The organism is Paenibacillus rhizoplanae, from assembly GCF_042684125.1.
Taxonomy (GTDB): domain Bacteria; phylum Bacillota; class Bacilli; order Paenibacillales; family Paenibacillaceae; genus Paenibacillus_AQ; species Paenibacillus_AQ rhizoplanae.
In genome coordinates, this window is the sequence record NZ_JBHUKY010000064.1 from 83,640 (window position 1) to 98,700 (window position 15,061).

A 15,061-nucleotide genomic window follows, 5' to 3' on the forward strand; every position below is an offset into this window, starting at 1 on the left:
TTCCTAACATACTAAATAATTTACATAAGAGAAAAGGAGATTTGCCTACATGAGTAAGCTAAAGCGTCTGCGTAAAACTAAAAAGCAGGTTATGGCCACTTCCATTGCGTTATCTGTGCTTGCGTCGGGAGTCATTCCGTTCCAAACTGCTGATGCTCTAACCCGGGTGACTTCAGCAAGCGGCACCGTATGGGAGATTCACGATGTTTTTGCCCCTAGCCTAGATACGGGAAGTTTGCGTACAGTTGGCACTACACAAGTACAAGGATTCGGCAATATCTTCGTTAAGGTATCCTCGCCTTCAGCCTCCCTGATGAATGGACAAATGATGCGCGGCTTTGACCTCAAATACGATGGCGTTAATAGATTCACTTCGACGCAATCTGTTAATCTGGGGAATGTAACCGTTACTCGTGATGTGTATATTGATACCATAAATAATAGAACGAGATTCTTTGATACTTTTACGAATAAGAATGATATGCCTGTAAAAGTTGATGTCTCTTTCGGCGGCTCTCTAGGCTATGGCACTGCGGCCAATGCTTCCGTAGTCAAGGCAACCTACTCCAATGATCTGGAGGTAACTACGGATGATTCATGGATTGTTGTAGACAGCAGCGCCAAAGACAATAAGCCGTTAGGCGTTGCAGTCGGGTCTCCACATCCATTTGCTAATGGATTAACCGGCCTGGGCAATCAGCAGCAGAATCCATTCACCACTCCCTTAGCCAAGTCGGGAAATGAGGCGAATTTCTACGGGTTCATTAATACACTGAATATGGAGCCGGGTCAGTCCAAGTCGCTTGTTCATTATGTACAAGTTGGAGAAGCTGGTGAACAAGGGCTGAACAATCTGGTTACCAAGCTAAATGGGCTGAACCATCAGCTCGATGTATCTGGACTAACCAACGCACAAATTCGTTCCATTAGTAACTGGGATATCTCTGCACTAGAGGGGCTTAATACTGGAGATAACCTGATTACTCCAGAGGCTCCAGCAGCGAAGGCATTCGTAACTTCTTCCCCATATGATGTTGTGAATAAATCCATTGCCGAGATGCAGCAGGATTTGATTAGTGGTACAACGACTTCTGTCCAAATTACGCAAGCATATCTGGACCGAATCAAGGTGTACGATGAAGGTCAACTCGGATTCCATGCCTTCCTGCATGTATCCGAAACCGCGCTGGCTCAAGCCAAAGCTGCGGACGATGCCCGTGCACAAGGCGCCTCAGGCGATCTGCTGGGGATTCCAATTGCGATCAAAGATATCTATGACACCAAGGATATGCCGACTACAGGCGGCAGTAAAGCACTTGAAGGCTGGCGGCCTGAATCGGATGCCTTCCAGGTGAATAAGCTGCGGGAAGCAGGCGCTATCATTATTGGTAAAGTAAATACTTCTGAGTTTGCAAATAGCGGAAGCTTTAGTGAGAGTGGCTGGCAGCAAACATGGAATGCACTCTATCCATCCAAAACCTCTTTTGGCTCCAGCGGCGGATCGGCCGTATCGGTTGCAGCTGATTTTGCAGCAGCAGCGATGGGATCGCAGACAGGCGTCTCCCTCTATGCACCTACGACAGGCGCCAGCTTAAAAAGCTTCCGTGGTACAGACGGCATGGCGAGTACAACTGGGGTGCTGCCACTCACTTGGGGACAGGATTATGCAGGTCCCATTGCCAAAACCGTAACGGACCTGGCCATTATGCTAAATGCTACAACGGGTACTGATCCGCAGGATATTTTCACAGTAACTGCTGATGCTGATCATAAACGTCCAGCGAACTGGAAAGAAGCTCTGGATACCAATGCATTGAAAGGAAAGAAGATTGGATATATCCCGGCATCCTTCATCTCTAGCTATGCGGATGATGATACCGGACAAGTCGTAAAGGATAAGTTCTCAGAGCTTCAAGCAGCGGGTGCATCAATGGTGGAAATGTCAAAAATGCCAGCAGCCCCTGCCCGTCCGTCAGGTATTAACGGATCTACTGAAGGCTGGGCGCGTTATATCGAGCTTCATAAGGACTTCCCTTACATTGATGGAGCAAGTGTACTCGCTTCCGATAAGGTGCTTATCTATAATCAGAGAGGATATACCAAGCCTACGCGGATGACGGAACAGGCAGTACAAGATTACATCAAGTACAGAACTGATTATAAGGAGGTCATTAAAGGCTGGATGGACGAGAATGGCGTGGATGCTGTTGTGTATGCAGGATTTATCAGTGACGTTTACAACAATGACGCCTCAGCCTCTCAATTAAGTTCGGACCGCAATACAGGCGTATTAACATCTAACGTGGGTCTCCCTACGGTAGTGGTTCCTGTAGGAACGAACGACAGCGGATATTCGGTCTCGATGCAGCTTGTGGGTAGAGCGTGGGACGATGCAAAAGTTCTAGGTATGGGCTATGCGCTTGAGCAACAAAGTCATGCCAGACTGCTTACAGCCTATGCACCGGCACTTCAGTACGTTTCTAACCCTACTACTCCTGATCCGGTAGATAATGAACCAAGCAATCCAGGTCCTGGTGGAGGTACCGTGACTCCCCCTGTAACAGCAACGCCTACACCAACACCGGCTCCTACAGCAACACCAGCACCAGCAGCAACCGCAACACCAACACCTAAGCCGGAAGTGGTAAGTTTCACAGATACACTGAATCATTGGGCAAAGGCAAGCATTGACCTGCTGATTTCAAAAGGATTACTAACCGGTTATGCCGATGGCTCCTTCCGTCCGGATGCAGGCTTGACCCGTGCCGAAGCCATTAAGGTCATTACAACGCACATGGGACTTGATGGACAAGCAAGCAACTTCACAGATGTATCTGGGGCGCATTGGGCCAACAAGTATATCGGCGCAGCGGCCAGTGCCGGCCTGATGAACGGATATAGTGATGGAAGCTTCCGTCCCAATGCGAAGATCAGCCGCAGTGAATTAGCAACACTAATCACCAGAGCCTTCAAGCTTACAGGTACAGGAAATACAACATTCAAAGATGTTAAAAAAGAGGCCTGGTATTATAACTCCATTGATGCACTGGCCTCCAATAAGATCATTACAGGATACGCAGACAGCACATTTAAGCCTGAAAAAGATATTACCAGAGCAGAGTTTGCAACAGTGGTTTCCAGATTACTGGAGACTGCGAATTAAGAGGTTCAATCCATAAAAGACAAGGCCATCCCGAAAAGGATGGTTTTTCTCCTGTTTTCAAGACATCCGGGCAAGCTTGCTCTGAGCGTATCTGGCGTTGAACGTCAGGGTTGCGGTATGATGAGGTTGGGAGGTGCAAAATGTCAAAAACGATATTAGTGGTAGACGATGATCAAGAAATCGTAAAACTCATCACCAAAAGTTTAAGGTACGAGCAATTTGAAGTCATCACAGCCAGTTCCGGAGAAGAAGCCTTATCTGTAGTGAATGATAATCACATTGATTTCATCGTTCTGGATATAGTGATGCCTGATATGAATGGGCTTGATGTCTGCCGGAATATCCGGACTTCCTATAATGTTCCCATCCTTTTTTTAAGTGCGCGTGATCAGGATATTGATAAAATCGTCGGTCTCGAAATAGGAGCTGACGATTACATGACCAAACCGTTCAGTATTCAGGAGCTGGCCTCCAGGATCAAGGCCCATTTCCGGAAAGTGGACAGGCTGCATAAAGAGTGGGATGAGCTTAGCCCCGGTAAAGAAAAGGCGGATGCTCCGCTTATTTTGAATGATAAAACGTTTGAAGCCTTCCTGCATAACCGGAAGCTCGACTTATCCGCGAAAGAATTTCAAATTCTGTCTATCCTTATGCGTCATCCCAATCAGGTACTCAGCCGTGAGCAGATCTATGAGAAGGTCTGGGGGGACGAGTACGGAGAAATCAATACCGTAACGGTCCATATCAAGAATATCCGCAAGAAGCTGGGTCCTGAACATAACTTCATTAAAACCATTTGGGGTATAGGCTATAAATATACGGAAAGAGAGCAATAGGATGAAACTGAAAATAAAACTTCCCCTCTTATTCCTGCTGATGCTTCTCATTCTTATGTTTTCCATTGGACTGTACTTGAAGTTTGTCTTCGCAGTATATTCCCCTATACGCACTACATTGCTGGACTCCCGATATATAGCCTTGCTGCTGCCCATCTTTGCCATCGCGGGTTGCATATTTCTCATTCTGATCATCTATATTTATAGAAGCATAGAGAAGCCCATCCGGCTTCTGAATACCCGGCTGGGAGAAGTCAATGTGGTCCATCCCCTGCCTCCGCTGGCTTCGAGGGGTAATGACGAGATCGGAGAGCTGTATAAGCACTTCAATAAGATGGAGCATAAGCTGCAGCTCGCCCACAGAGAACAAACCGATATGATTGCAGCCATCGCCCACGATTTGAAGACACCTCTTACCTCTATTAACGGCTTCACCGAACTTCTGGCTACACATGGGGACTTACCCGACACTGAAAAGCAGGAGTATTATGAACTGATTCAAAAGAAGTCCGCCTATATGGTTGAGCTCATCAATGATCTCTCCAGCTTCACCAAACAAAAACTGGAGCTGGAATCCATGATAGCCGGGCCTGTAAGGGCAACAGAGTTATTTGAAGACATTGCTTTTGAATATGAGGTTGAGCTGGCTGGACTTGACAACGAACTGAGTTGCCGCCATTCCTTCACGGACAGTATATGGCTAAGGGTCAATGAACCGATGATCCGCCGGGTGTTCGGCAACCTCTTCAGCAATGCTGTAAGATATGGGGGGAAGAATAAGCTGAACGTGTATATGACCGGATACCTGCGGGAGCATCATGCCTATTTCCAAATCGAGGACAACGGAATTGGCGTGCCGGATAAGGATCTCTCTTCTCTGTTCCTTAAATTCTTCACGGTGGATAAATCGCGGCAAATCCAAAAGGGCGGCCTTGGGCTGGGTCTGGCAAGCTGTAAATCTATTATTGAGCATCACGGGGGAGAGATTATGGCCTTCCCTTCCGAATATGGCGGTTTGGGGATAAGATTCAGCCTCCCCCTGGCTTCACTTCACTGATTGTAGGTAAGCACTTCTTCTTCAACAACCAAAGATTACAGGCTGCTGCCGGGTGTGACACCCAGGCAACAGCCTGTTTGTTTTTTAGCAGTTTATAGTTTTTTATATTCTCTTTATAAACCTTTATTTTTCTTTTACCGAAGCTTCATCTCTACATGTGAAAATGACTTGTATATCTTAGGGATTGTCATAGGAGGAGTTAACAGCTATGCGAATTTTATCAGAGAAAAAAAGCGGCAGCACGCCCGCTATACAGATTGACGGTGTGCACAAAAAGTTTGGCGACTATACCATATTAAACAATCTTTCGCTGGAGGTGAGCCGCGGTGAGATTTTTGGATTCCTGGGACTGAATGGCGCCGGGAAGACAACGACGATCAAGATGCTCCTGGCGATGCTGAAGCCAACCTCCGGCAAGCTCTATATGTTAGGTGAAAAGGTCGATGCCGGAAACTCTACATTATGGAGTAAGGTCGGATATTTGGAGGAGGCTACTTTTTATCCCGATCTCACGGTAACTGAGAATCTTGACATCGCACGGCGTATGCAAGGGGTGGCTGACAAGGATGCCGTACATCAGGTGATCTATAAGCTGGGACTTGAGCCGCACCAAAAGAAAAAAGCAAAACATCTCTCACTCGGTAACAAGCAGCGCCTGGGACTTGCCAAAGCGATGATTCACAATCCGGAAATTCTAATCCTGGACGAGCCGATCAACGGCCTTGATCCCGCAGGCGTGGCGGAGATCCGCAATATGTTATATAATCTGGCGAACAATTTCGGCATAACTGTTTTTATATCCAGCCATCTGTTAGAGGAGCTCTCGAAGGTGTCCACACGGATTGGAATTATTCACGGCGGCCGGCTGGTGCAAGAAGTCGCAATGGATAAACTGGAGCAATCCTTACAGAAAAACCTGGTGGTGAACGGACTGAACAAACCTGCCTTAAAGAAGGTGCTGGAAGAGCATGGCTATACCTTTGAGGATACCTCGGACGGCTATATCAAACTAACCAACGAGCACGCGGCAGACCATCCTGAACGGCTGGCTGAACTGCTCGTACAACGCAATCAGCCGCCAACATCGCTCCGGGTGGTTACGGAGGATTTGGAAGGATATTTTCTCCGCACCATTGGGATGACCAGGGGGATTAAATAATGAATATTCTATCTGTGTTACATTGTGAGGTTCGCAAGATTATCCGCTCCAATGTGTTCTGGATCATGTTTCTTGTGTTAGGCTTCGGGCCCATCATGATGGGCGTCGGAAATGTATTATCCAGTGCCGCCGGCGGTGTCAGCTGGGAGCAGTATTTAACCGGATTGCTGGATACACTTGCCCCGCTGGGGCTTATCGGATATACCTTTGTTGCGGCATGGGTATTCGGACGGGAGTTTGCGGATAGAACCATCAAGGATTTGCTGGCAAAGCCCGTGTCCAGAGCGAAAATTGTATTGTCCAAATTCCTTGTCATTTTAGCATGGTGCCTGTTGCTTACCGTCTATATGTTTGCCGTAGGTTTTGCCGTAGGGGCAATCATGGGCGTCCAAGGCGGGTCCACCTCCTTCATTTCGGGCTTGTTCTTTAAGTTCCTGATCACCTCGCTAATGTACATTTTGGTGACCGCACCAACCATTCTTTTGGCCAATGTGACCAAAGGCTATCTGGCACCCCTGGGACTCATCCTGATCATCGTCATTCTGTCCAATGTGCTCGCCTCATTTGGATTTGCACCCTATTTCCCATGGACCATCCCGTCGGTATTTCAAAGCACCGGTTCCTTACAGCTCAGCAGTATATTGATACTTGCGTATACAGGGATAGTCGGAATAGCCGGAACCTTTGCCTGGTGGAGATATGCGGAGCAGCCGTAAACAGACCGGATGGAATAACGGTCCGTTCGCGGAGCGTCCATCCAAGTGCTCACGTTGATCCTGCTCAAAAGCGGTCACTCCTCATCACTCACAGTGCTCTTCATCGCCTCCTGTTCGCGGAACGCCGAAGGGGTCAGCCCGTACTTTTTCTTGAACAGGGTGGAGAAGTAAGTGATGTTGTATATCCCTACCGCTTCACTGATCCTGGCCGCAGTCTCCGAGGTAGAAGCAAGCAGATCCTTTGCCTTTTCCAGCCGGGTGTTGTTCAAGTATTCACTGAAGGATTGCCGGGTCGCCCCTTTGAACAGTTTCCCCAGATAGCTGGGCGACAGTCCGGCGATGCTCGACACCAGATCGAGGGAGATGTTAGGCTCGGCATAATGTTCATGAATGTAATTCTGTGCTTTTTCAATGAGGATATTATGCTTTTGAGCATTCAGCCAGTGATTCTTGTCTTCAATTAATGTGCAGATGGTGCTGCAATAACGGTTGAACAGGTTACGGATCTCTGTCAGATCTTCAGCCCGTTCAATATCGGTTACTGCTTGCAGATAATCATTGAAATTAGAATCCGGCACATGCTGTAAATAGTCAAAATGTTTAAGCAAAGACAACATGAGTTGAGTGCTAAAGGTGATGACCTGATGAACGGAACCGCCGGATATTTTATCTATAAATTCTTCGATTGCACTAACCATTGCTTCCGGCTTGCCGTCCTGCACAGCATCAATCAGCTTCTTCTCGTAGGCGCTGGGGTAACTGAGGGCCGTCAACACATGATGGCGTGTCGCTATAGCATCCAGAATTGCTTCCTTCCCATAGATGAGCCGGTATTTCACATACTGCTGCGCAGAAGTGTACGAGGACGGAATATTCCCCTTGCCACAGGATATATCTCCTATCCCTATAGATACTGTCATCTTGAAGTAGCGGTTCAGGAAGCTTTGAATATTGCGCAAGGCTGGCCCCAGCTCCTCCGGAAGCTGATTGTCCGTGTATTGAAGGATAGCCACGGCTTCACTTCCTCCTATAATGAGCACATCACATGGGCCGATCGGCTCCAGCATCTCTTTGGCGATATTCCCGAGTGCGAAGCGCAGCAAAGACTGCTGTTTCCCCTCCATCCTCTCCCCTAGTGGTTCAAGCTCATTGATTCTGAACACCAGCACGCCAAAGTACGGCCCCGCCACCTCCTCGCCGATATCCTTAAGAATTTCGCTCGAAACATAGTGCTCCAGGGAATGACCACGCAGCAAGGCATGCAGGTAATGCTCACGGACGGTCCGGGAGGAGTGGTTAATTACAAACTGCATCGACTTCTCACGTTCATGATAGGAATGGAACACCTCGGTCATCAGCTTGTATTCATCAATAGATGCCAACCCGGAGGCCGGATGGGCCGGGTTAGGCATGACTTTTTCGAGCAGCGCCGATAAGGGTCTATTCATGTTGGAGGTCAATAGGACAGATAGCAACAGACCTGCGAGTACAATTCCGGCGGTAACCAGCAGCGTAATCCCCCGGAGCTGGTCGATGTTAGAGATGAGCTCGGAATACGGTGAAACGCTTACAAAATACCAGTCCAGTTCCTCTGACTTCACATAAGTGACCAGATTCCTTTGGTCTGAAATCGTTGTGGTGAAGCTGCTCTCATTCTTGTTCTCGATTAATATCTTCCGCACATACTCTTCTTCGGATAAATCTTCCAGAAACAGATTGGAATCGGTATGCGACAGCACTTTCCCTTCCTTATTGATTACAAAAACATTTTTAGCGGCGTCCGCTTTGCTGATCTTGCGGATGGTCGTCAGAATGGACTGCTCCTCCACATTGATATAGATCAGCGGATTGCCTGCGGTCCGGGGTGAGAAATTAGGGTACAGCAAGAAGGTCAGGAACTGTAATGACTTCCCGTTGTTGCGGCCCGGAACCTTCAGACTGCGCGGATGGAACTCCATATACTGCTTCGCGCTGAGGGTGGTAAGCGAAGCATCAAACGGAAGCCCGGCTGTATCAATGGTAGTTCCTGTGGAAGGCCGGTGTATCCCGATACTGTGTATATATGGGTTCACATTTGTAATTTGTTCGATCTGTTGAAAAATATGATAATTGCTGACCTTGTCCTCCACCGTCTCATTGAGAAAGGACAGGATTTCCGGTTGAATCAGCAGTGTATTTCCTATAGTAACGACCTGATTATAGACTACATCTGAGGCGTAGGTGATCTGGGATAACATCGCCCGGGAATTACGTTCGATCTCCTTAATAGCACTTCTGGAGAATAGTGAGAAAAGCACACCGGATAGCAGGCTTACGGTCAGAAGAACGAGAAGGAAATATGAGATGGTGAGCTTTTGAAATGCCTTGTATCGAACAAGCCGGTTGATGGTTGTCCGCATGTTGAATTCCTCCCAACACTGCTCGTTATCATTTCTAAACTATAGTACATTTTGGGCCGAAAAGGTACTGAATCAGGCGAAAGTGAAAGCCATTCCGTTTTTTTGAAAGCCTTTTGAGCCGAATTGAAAGCGTTTTCCAGCTTTTAAAATAGACACTTTGTGATACGATGGCTAATCTGGAGTCAAGGCAATCGTCATTTATAACAAATGGGAGGAACAGGAAATTGACAAAAAAACGGCGTCCAAGACTCAGCATACTTTCTGACATCCGCAGGAATGGAACATCCTATTTGTTGGTTTTGCCGGCAATGGCCTACACTTTTATTTTCGGCTATATGACGTATCCTTATATGGTCATTGCTTTCCAGCGTTTCAATTATACCAAGGGAATCTTCCATAGCGAATGGGTGGGATTCAAGAACTTCGAGTTCTTCTTCCGGTCCAACAAAGCGCTTACGGTCACCTTCAACACCATTTACCTCAATTTACTCTTTATTATTTTCGGTACGCTGATGGCGCTGGCTATTTCACTGGTTCTAAACGAGCTGCGCAAGAAGCTATTTGTTAAGATCAGTCAATCCCTGATGTTATTCCCGAATTTCATCTCATGGATCGTCATTAGCTATGTGCTGTATGCGCTATTCTCAATGGATATGGGAATTGTGAACAAAACGCTGAACCAGCTCGGCATGTCCTCTGTGAACTGGTATACCGAGGCGCAGTCCTGGCCGGCGATTCTCACGGTTATGCATGTGTGGAAGGGAGCCGGAATGAGTGCCATTATCTACTTGGCGACCATTACCGGTATCGACGAGACGTTGTATGAAGCAGCCGAGATTGACGGGGCTAACCGCCTGCAGATGTGCTTCCGGATTACGCTTCCGCTAATGATGCCCACGGTTATTATCCTGACGATGCTCTCGGTCGGCAAAATTATGTACGGCGATTTCGGAATGATCTATGCGCTCATCGGTGACAACGGCACCCTATATTCGACCACGGATATCATTGATACGTATGTATTCCGGTCCTTGCGTCAGATTGGCGACCCCTCCGAAGCCATGGCGGTTGGACTTTTCCAGTCGGTCATCGGATTCATCCTAGTCTTTGGTACCAATGCCATTACCCGCAGGTTCTTCAAGGATGGCGCATTATATTAAATCCGGAGGAGTAACTATGAAAAAAATGTCAATCAGTAAGACGGTCATGTATACGCTGACTGCGGTGTATTCGGCGCTTTGCCTGCTTCCGATGCTGCTCGTGCTGATGATCTCTATCACGGATGAGGATGCTATTCTTAAGAACGGCTACAGCCTCTTTCCGGAGAAATTCTCTCTATATGCCTATAAGCTGATCTTCACGGGCGGCTCCCAAGTCATTCAGAGTTATGGAATTTCTATCTTTGTCACGATCGTCGGTACCACGCTGGCTATTCTGATTACTTCTATGGCAGGCTATACTCTAGCGAACAAAAATGTGAAGAACCGCAATCTGCTGGCTCTTTACTTCTTCATCACCATGATCTTCACAGCCGGGATTGTGCCCTGGTATCTGATGAACCGGTCGCTCGGATTAACCAATAATATCTTGGCTCTGATTATTCCGTCGCTCCTGTTTAGCCCGTTCAACCTCTTCCTAGTACGCAATTTCATGAACGGAATTCCCGACTCGCTGCGGGAATCAGCTACCATAGACGGAGCGAGTGATATTGTGATTGCTTTTAAGATTTACCTTCCGTTATGTAAGCCGGTACTCGCGACCATCGCCCTCTTCTATGGACTGGATTACTGGAATAACTGGTGGAATGCGATCATGCTGATTGACACCAAAGATTTGTATCCGCTGCAATTCATGCTGCTGCAGATGCAATCGGAGATCAGTATGCTGAACGATATGGCTATGCTGGCCGGAACAAGCGACGTTACGCTTCCTTCGGAGTCGGTCAAGATGGCGACAGCCATCGTGACGATCGGGCCGATCGTCCTCCTCTATCCGTATCTGCAAAAGTACTTCGTGAAAGGGCTGGTTATAGGTTCAGTTAAAGGCTGATGTCATCCCTAAGGGGTTAACATAAATAGGCATAAGCAGAGGAGGTCTATATTATTCATGAAAAAACATTACGCCATTCTATGTGCTGTGGTGCTTGCCCTGTCTACCCTGGTTGGGTGCGGCAAGGCGTCCGACAGCCCTGCCGCAAACGGGGAAAATAACGCTTCATCCCCGAAGTCGGACAATATCGTCCGGATCAAATACGTGGTTCCCGGCACCGAGCCCAAAGACTACCAAAAGGTGTATGAAAAAGTCAATGAGAAGCTGGCTGCAGATGGTGTCGGCGTTGAAGTGGAGAAAATCTTCATCCCCTGGGATGCGTGGGACCAGAAGCTGAACCTGATGCTCTCCACCGGTGAAGAGTTCGATCTGTTCCATGTCATGCAGGACCGCACTCCGTTCTCCAACTACTATACCCGGGGGGCGCTGGCAGATATCTCAGAGGAAATTGATAAATATGGAGCAAACCTGAAAAAGCATATCCCGGAGGATATCTTTAGCGGCGCAACCATCGGCGGGAAATATTATATCGTCCCCTCCTACTGGGTTGAAATGGCGAGCGAGGGGCAATTCAATATCCGCCGCGATATTCTCCGCGAGAACAATCTGAAAGAGCCGGCAACTCCGGCTGAATTGATTAGCGCCTGGGAGATTGTGATGAAGAACTGGAAGGGCAAAAACAAGCCTTATCTCGGCACCCGGGCCGATTTTGACCCGATATCCCTGCATACCTCTATCTTACACCGGAGTTATGACAGCTTCCCGTTCACCGTTAAGGATAAGTTCTTTTATGTCAATCAGAACGGTGAGGTCAAATCCTGGATTGAGACGGAAGAATTCAAGAAGGATGCCGCCTTCATGCGCGAGCTGTACACCAAGGAAATTACGAATCCTGATATCTTAGTCATGAAGCAGGAACAGGTAGATGCTCAGCTTGACAGCGGGGAGTGGTTCGTACGCCTGGGAACGGGCGGAAGCTTGAACGGGCTCCAGAAATACAATCCCAAAGCTACAGTAGACGATATCGGAGTGGTGTGGTTTAACCCGGAGAAAGAATATCTGCGTCCCCTCTCCTTCAAGAACGGAAATGCCGTACCGGCGAACAGCAAACATCCGGAGGCAGCCGTTAAATTCATGGATTGGATGCTGGCCAGTCAGGACAATTATGATCTGGTTCAATATGGCATAGAGGGTGAGCACTACACCAAAGATGGCGAAAAGGGCCTAAAGCCGATCAAAGATCCGAATAACAATAACAATCCAAGGTACAGGGGCTCCGATTCGCAGAACGGGAATGTGAACTTTATGCGCTTTGACCTGGAGAATAGTATTCCTGACAATAACAAAGTCTTATTTGAGCCCAATCCCAAAGCGGTCAATAGTATTGCAGCCAACTTTATTTTTGATCCAACGAATGTAAGAACCGAATATACCAATATTCTCTCAGAAGCTTCAGCCAGCATCACTCCGATCTATATGGGTGTGCTGGACTACGATAAGGCATTCCCGGAAGCGCTGGACAAAATGAAGAAGGCGGGTCTGGACAAGGTCGTTGCCGAATACCAAAAGCAGTTCAAGGAATATCAAGCTTCTCTTCAATAAAATGAGCTGTTACAAAAAGGAGCGGAGAAATTGTGAGCCTGCATCAGCAAAAAACAGACTTTGAAGTGACCAAAACCATTTATGAAAGCGCAACCTTATCATTTAAAAACGTGGACGGGTTTGATGTCTATAATATTTCGATTCCTTTTGAACGGGATGGCAATCGTTACTTGTTCGGCCGGGTAGAACGCCGTGAAGAATGGGCCCGCTCCTGGGTCCGCCTCTTCGAGGAGACCGGTCAGGATGAGTGGACCGTGGTAGATAATAGTATGATCTATACGCTGGAGGACCCGTTTATCAGTGAAATCGGTGATGAGCTAGTCCTGGGCGGAACGCATGTGCAATATCAAAGCGGCAAATACAGCACGTTTTTCGGATATTTTTACCGGGGGACTGACCTCCACGATTTGTACTACTTCACTACCGGTCCTAACAAAATGAAAGATATCCGCCTTGTTGCTCTGGCAGACGGCAGGATTGGCGTCTTCTCACGCCCGCGGGGCAGCGAGGTGAAGGGCCAATACGGCAGCGAATCCATGATCGGCTTCACAGTTATTGACAAGCTGGAGGATTTGACTGCAGACGTCATTGAGAATGCGCCTTACCTTCATGGTATTTTGGGTGCAGGCGAATGGGGAGGCGTTAATCAGGCTTATCTGCTGGACAGCGGCAAGATCGGGATTATCGGCCATATTTGTTATCAGGATAAGGATGTGGATGGCAAGCTTCTAAAGGTATATTTGAATATGGCCTTTATCTTCGATCCCATCACCAGGGAATCCCATGACCTGCATTTGATTGGAAGCCGTTCCTGCTACCCGCCGGGGCCCGCCAAGTTCCCATATTTGACGGACTGCGTCTTTTCTTCGGGGATCGTGATGCGGGGGGACGGCAAGGCTGATCTGTACAGCGGTGTTGGTGATTGCCAGGCCGGGCGTATTACGATCGACTATCCGTTCGCACCCTATGGAAGCATTGTCTAGCACGCAGTTCAACATTCAAGGAGGATATTCTACGATGACTAATACAAATACACCCATCATAGGAGCTTTGACATCCAGCACGCTCATCCGCCGTCACCCGGCCAATCCTGTGCTGGAAGCGGCCCGGGTCCCTTATCCCACCGCACTTGTGTTCAATGCAGGAGTGGTTAAGTTCGGCGGCGGGTATGTGATGGTATTCCGCAACGACTATGGCTCACTCGGCAAGCAGACCCTTGAACCGACTAATACAACGGATCTGGGCATCGCCTTCAGTGAAGACGGAATTCACTGGACGGCCGGGCCTAGGCCGGTGTTCAAGCTGCATGACGAAGAGGTCGTGCGCGCTTACGATCCGCGTCTGACGGTGATTGACGGCCGCTGCTACATGTGCTTCGCTGTAGATACACGGCATGGTATCCGGGGAGGGGTCGCAGTCACGGATGACTTCGAATCCTTTGAAATATTGAGCCTGTCTACGCCGGACCTGCGGAATATGGTACTGTTCCCGGAGAAGATCAACGGCAACTATGTGCGGCTGGAACGCCCGTTCACCGTATACAGCCGCGGAGGCAAGGACCGGTTCGACACCTGGATCTCGGAGTCGCCGGATCTGGTCTATTGGGGACGTTCGGATCTGCTGCTGGCGGTGGAGCAGGTACCGTTCGCCAATGATAAGATCGGTCCGGCAGCGCCGCCAGTGAAGACGGATAAGGGCTGGCTCACCACCTTCCATGCGGTGGATATCGACTCCGCCAGAGGGAAGCACGGCTGGGAGCCGTCCTGGAAGAAACGGTATACCGCAGGTATTATGCTGCTTGACCTGGACAATCCGAAGAAGATTCTCGGGATGAGTGCATCGCCGCTGCTTGCCCCTGAAGCCCCCTACGAAATAGACGGAGGCTTCCGCAATAATGTCATCTTCCCCGGCGGCATGATCCTGGAGGACGACGGCGAAGTCAAAATCTATTACGGCGCCGCCGACACCGTAGAATGTCTGGCTACCGCCCATGTAGATGATTTGATCCGGCTTTGTTTGGGACAGTGAGACTGGCCTTCTAACTAACAGAAAGCGGGTATCATCCTTGAATGAGGAGGAT

General features: G+C 48.5%; 11 protein-coding genes. 10 read left to right on the forward strand and 1 reads right to left on the reverse strand.

Annotation, left to right across the window (positions count from 1 at the left end; translation table 11 throughout):
* Window positions 1-49 precede the first annotated feature (49 nt).
* The 5 genes from ACFSX3_RS26085 (at window position 50) to ACFSX3_RS26105 (ending at window position 6,931) form a co-directional block, all read left to right on the forward strand.
* Window positions 50-3,163 (forward strand): amidase family protein, encoded by a 3,114-nt coding sequence (locus tag ACFSX3_RS26085; protein ID WP_379313432.1) that lies wholly within the window; start codon window positions 50-52, stop codon window positions 3,161-3,163.
* 140 nt (window positions 3,164-3,303) lie between these two features.
* A complete protein-coding gene (locus tag ACFSX3_RS26090) occupies window positions 3,304-3,999 on the forward strand; it encodes a response regulator transcription factor (RefSeq protein WP_209993648.1) in 696 nt (231 codons plus the stop codon).
* A 1-nt stretch (window position 4,000) separates the two neighbouring features.
* Entirely contained in the window at window positions 4,001-5,056 is a 1,056-nt protein-coding gene (locus ACFSX3_RS26095; protein WP_209993649.1) for a HAMP domain-containing sensor histidine kinase, read from the forward strand.
* 208 nt (window positions 5,057-5,264) lie between these two features.
* Window positions 5,265-6,215, forward strand: coding sequence for an ABC transporter ATP-binding protein (locus ACFSX3_RS26100; protein WP_209993650.1), 951 nt, complete (start codon window positions 5,265-5,267; stop codon window positions 6,213-6,215).
* Window positions 6,215-6,931 carry an ABC transporter permease gene (locus tag ACFSX3_RS26105; protein ID WP_209993651.1) on the forward strand — a complete coding sequence of 239 codons (717 nt, stop codon included), beginning with the start codon at window positions 6,215-6,217 and terminating at the stop codon, window positions 6,929-6,931. Before ACFSX3_RS26100 ends, ACFSX3_RS26105 begins: the two co-directional genes overlap by 1 nt.
* 74 nt (window positions 6,932-7,005) lie before the next feature.
* Here ACFSX3_RS26105 and ACFSX3_RS26110 read toward each other — a convergent pair whose 3' ends face one another.
* Window positions 7,006-9,330 carry a helix-turn-helix domain-containing protein gene (locus ACFSX3_RS26110; RefSeq protein WP_209993652.1) on the reverse strand — a complete coding sequence of 775 codons (2,325 nt, stop codon included), beginning with the start codon at window positions 9,328-9,330 and terminating at the stop codon, window positions 7,006-7,008.
* A 224-nt stretch (window positions 9,331-9,554) separates the two neighbouring features.
* On the opposite strand from ACFSX3_RS26110, the gene ACFSX3_RS26115 reads away from it, so the two are divergent.
* The 5 genes from ACFSX3_RS26115 to ACFSX3_RS26135 are packed head-to-tail and all read left to right on the forward strand — an operon-like array spanning window position 9,555 to window position 15,009.
* The gene (locus ACFSX3_RS26115) at window positions 9,555-10,490 is read left to right on the forward strand and encodes an ABC transporter permease (protein WP_379257385.1); all 936 of its coding nucleotides are present in this window, start codon (window positions 9,555-9,557) and stop codon (window positions 10,488-10,490) included.
* Between the two features lie 16 nt (window positions 10,491-10,506).
* The gene (locus ACFSX3_RS26120) at window positions 10,507-11,379 is read left to right on the forward strand and encodes a carbohydrate ABC transporter permease (protein WP_209993654.1); all 873 of its coding nucleotides are present in this window, start codon (window positions 10,507-10,509) and stop codon (window positions 11,377-11,379) included.
* Between the two features lie 57 nt (window positions 11,380-11,436).
* Complete coding sequence (locus tag ACFSX3_RS26125; protein WP_209993655.1) at window positions 11,437-12,981, forward strand: extracellular solute-binding protein; 1,545 nt, start codon at window positions 11,437-11,439, stop codon at window positions 12,979-12,981.
* Between the two features lie 32 nt (window positions 12,982-13,013).
* Complete coding sequence (locus tag ACFSX3_RS26130) at window positions 13,014-13,964, forward strand: DUF1861 family protein (RefSeq protein ID WP_209993656.1); 951 nt, start codon at window positions 13,014-13,016, stop codon at window positions 13,962-13,964.
* Between the two features lie 34 nt (window positions 13,965-13,998).
* Window positions 13,999-15,009, forward strand: coding sequence for a glycoside hydrolase family 130 protein (locus ACFSX3_RS26135; protein ID WP_209993657.1), 1,011 nt, complete (start codon window positions 13,999-14,001; stop codon window positions 15,007-15,009).
* The last annotated feature ends 52 nt before the right edge of the window (window positions 15,010-15,061 follow it).

Bases quoted from the DNA above. Each gene is read 5' to 3' on its own strand.
- ACFSX3_RS26135 (WP_209993657.1), top strand. From the start codon at position 13,999: ATGACTAATACAAATACACCCATCATAGGAGCTTTGACATCCAGCACG.
- ACFSX3_RS26125 (WP_209993655.1), top strand. From the start codon at position 11,437: ATGAAAAAACATTACGCCATTCTATGTGCTGTGGTGCTTGCCCTGTCT.
- ACFSX3_RS26100 (WP_209993650.1), top strand. From the start codon at position 5,265: ATGCGAATTTTATCAGAGAAAAAAAGCGGCAGCACGCCCGCTATACAG.
- ACFSX3_RS26090 (WP_209993648.1), top strand. From the start codon at position 3,304: ATGTCAAAAACGATATTAGTGGTAGACGATGATCAAGAAATCGTAAAA.
- ACFSX3_RS26095 (WP_209993649.1), top strand. From the start codon at position 4,001: ATGAAACTGAAAATAAAACTTCCCCTCTTATTCCTGCTGATGCTTCTC.
- ACFSX3_RS26110 (WP_209993652.1), bottom strand. From the start codon at position 9,330: ATGCGGACAACCATCAACCGGCTTGTTCGATACAAGGCATTTCAAAAG.
- ACFSX3_RS26105 (WP_209993651.1), top strand. From the start codon at position 6,215: ATGAATATTCTATCTGTGTTACATTGTGAGGTTCGCAAGATTATCCGC.
- ACFSX3_RS26085 (WP_379313432.1), top strand. From the start codon at position 50: ATGAGTAAGCTAAAGCGTCTGCGTAAAACTAAAAAGCAGGTTATGGCC.
- ACFSX3_RS26120 (WP_209993654.1), top strand. From the start codon at position 10,507: ATGAAAAAAATGTCAATCAGTAAGACGGTCATGTATACGCTGACTGCG.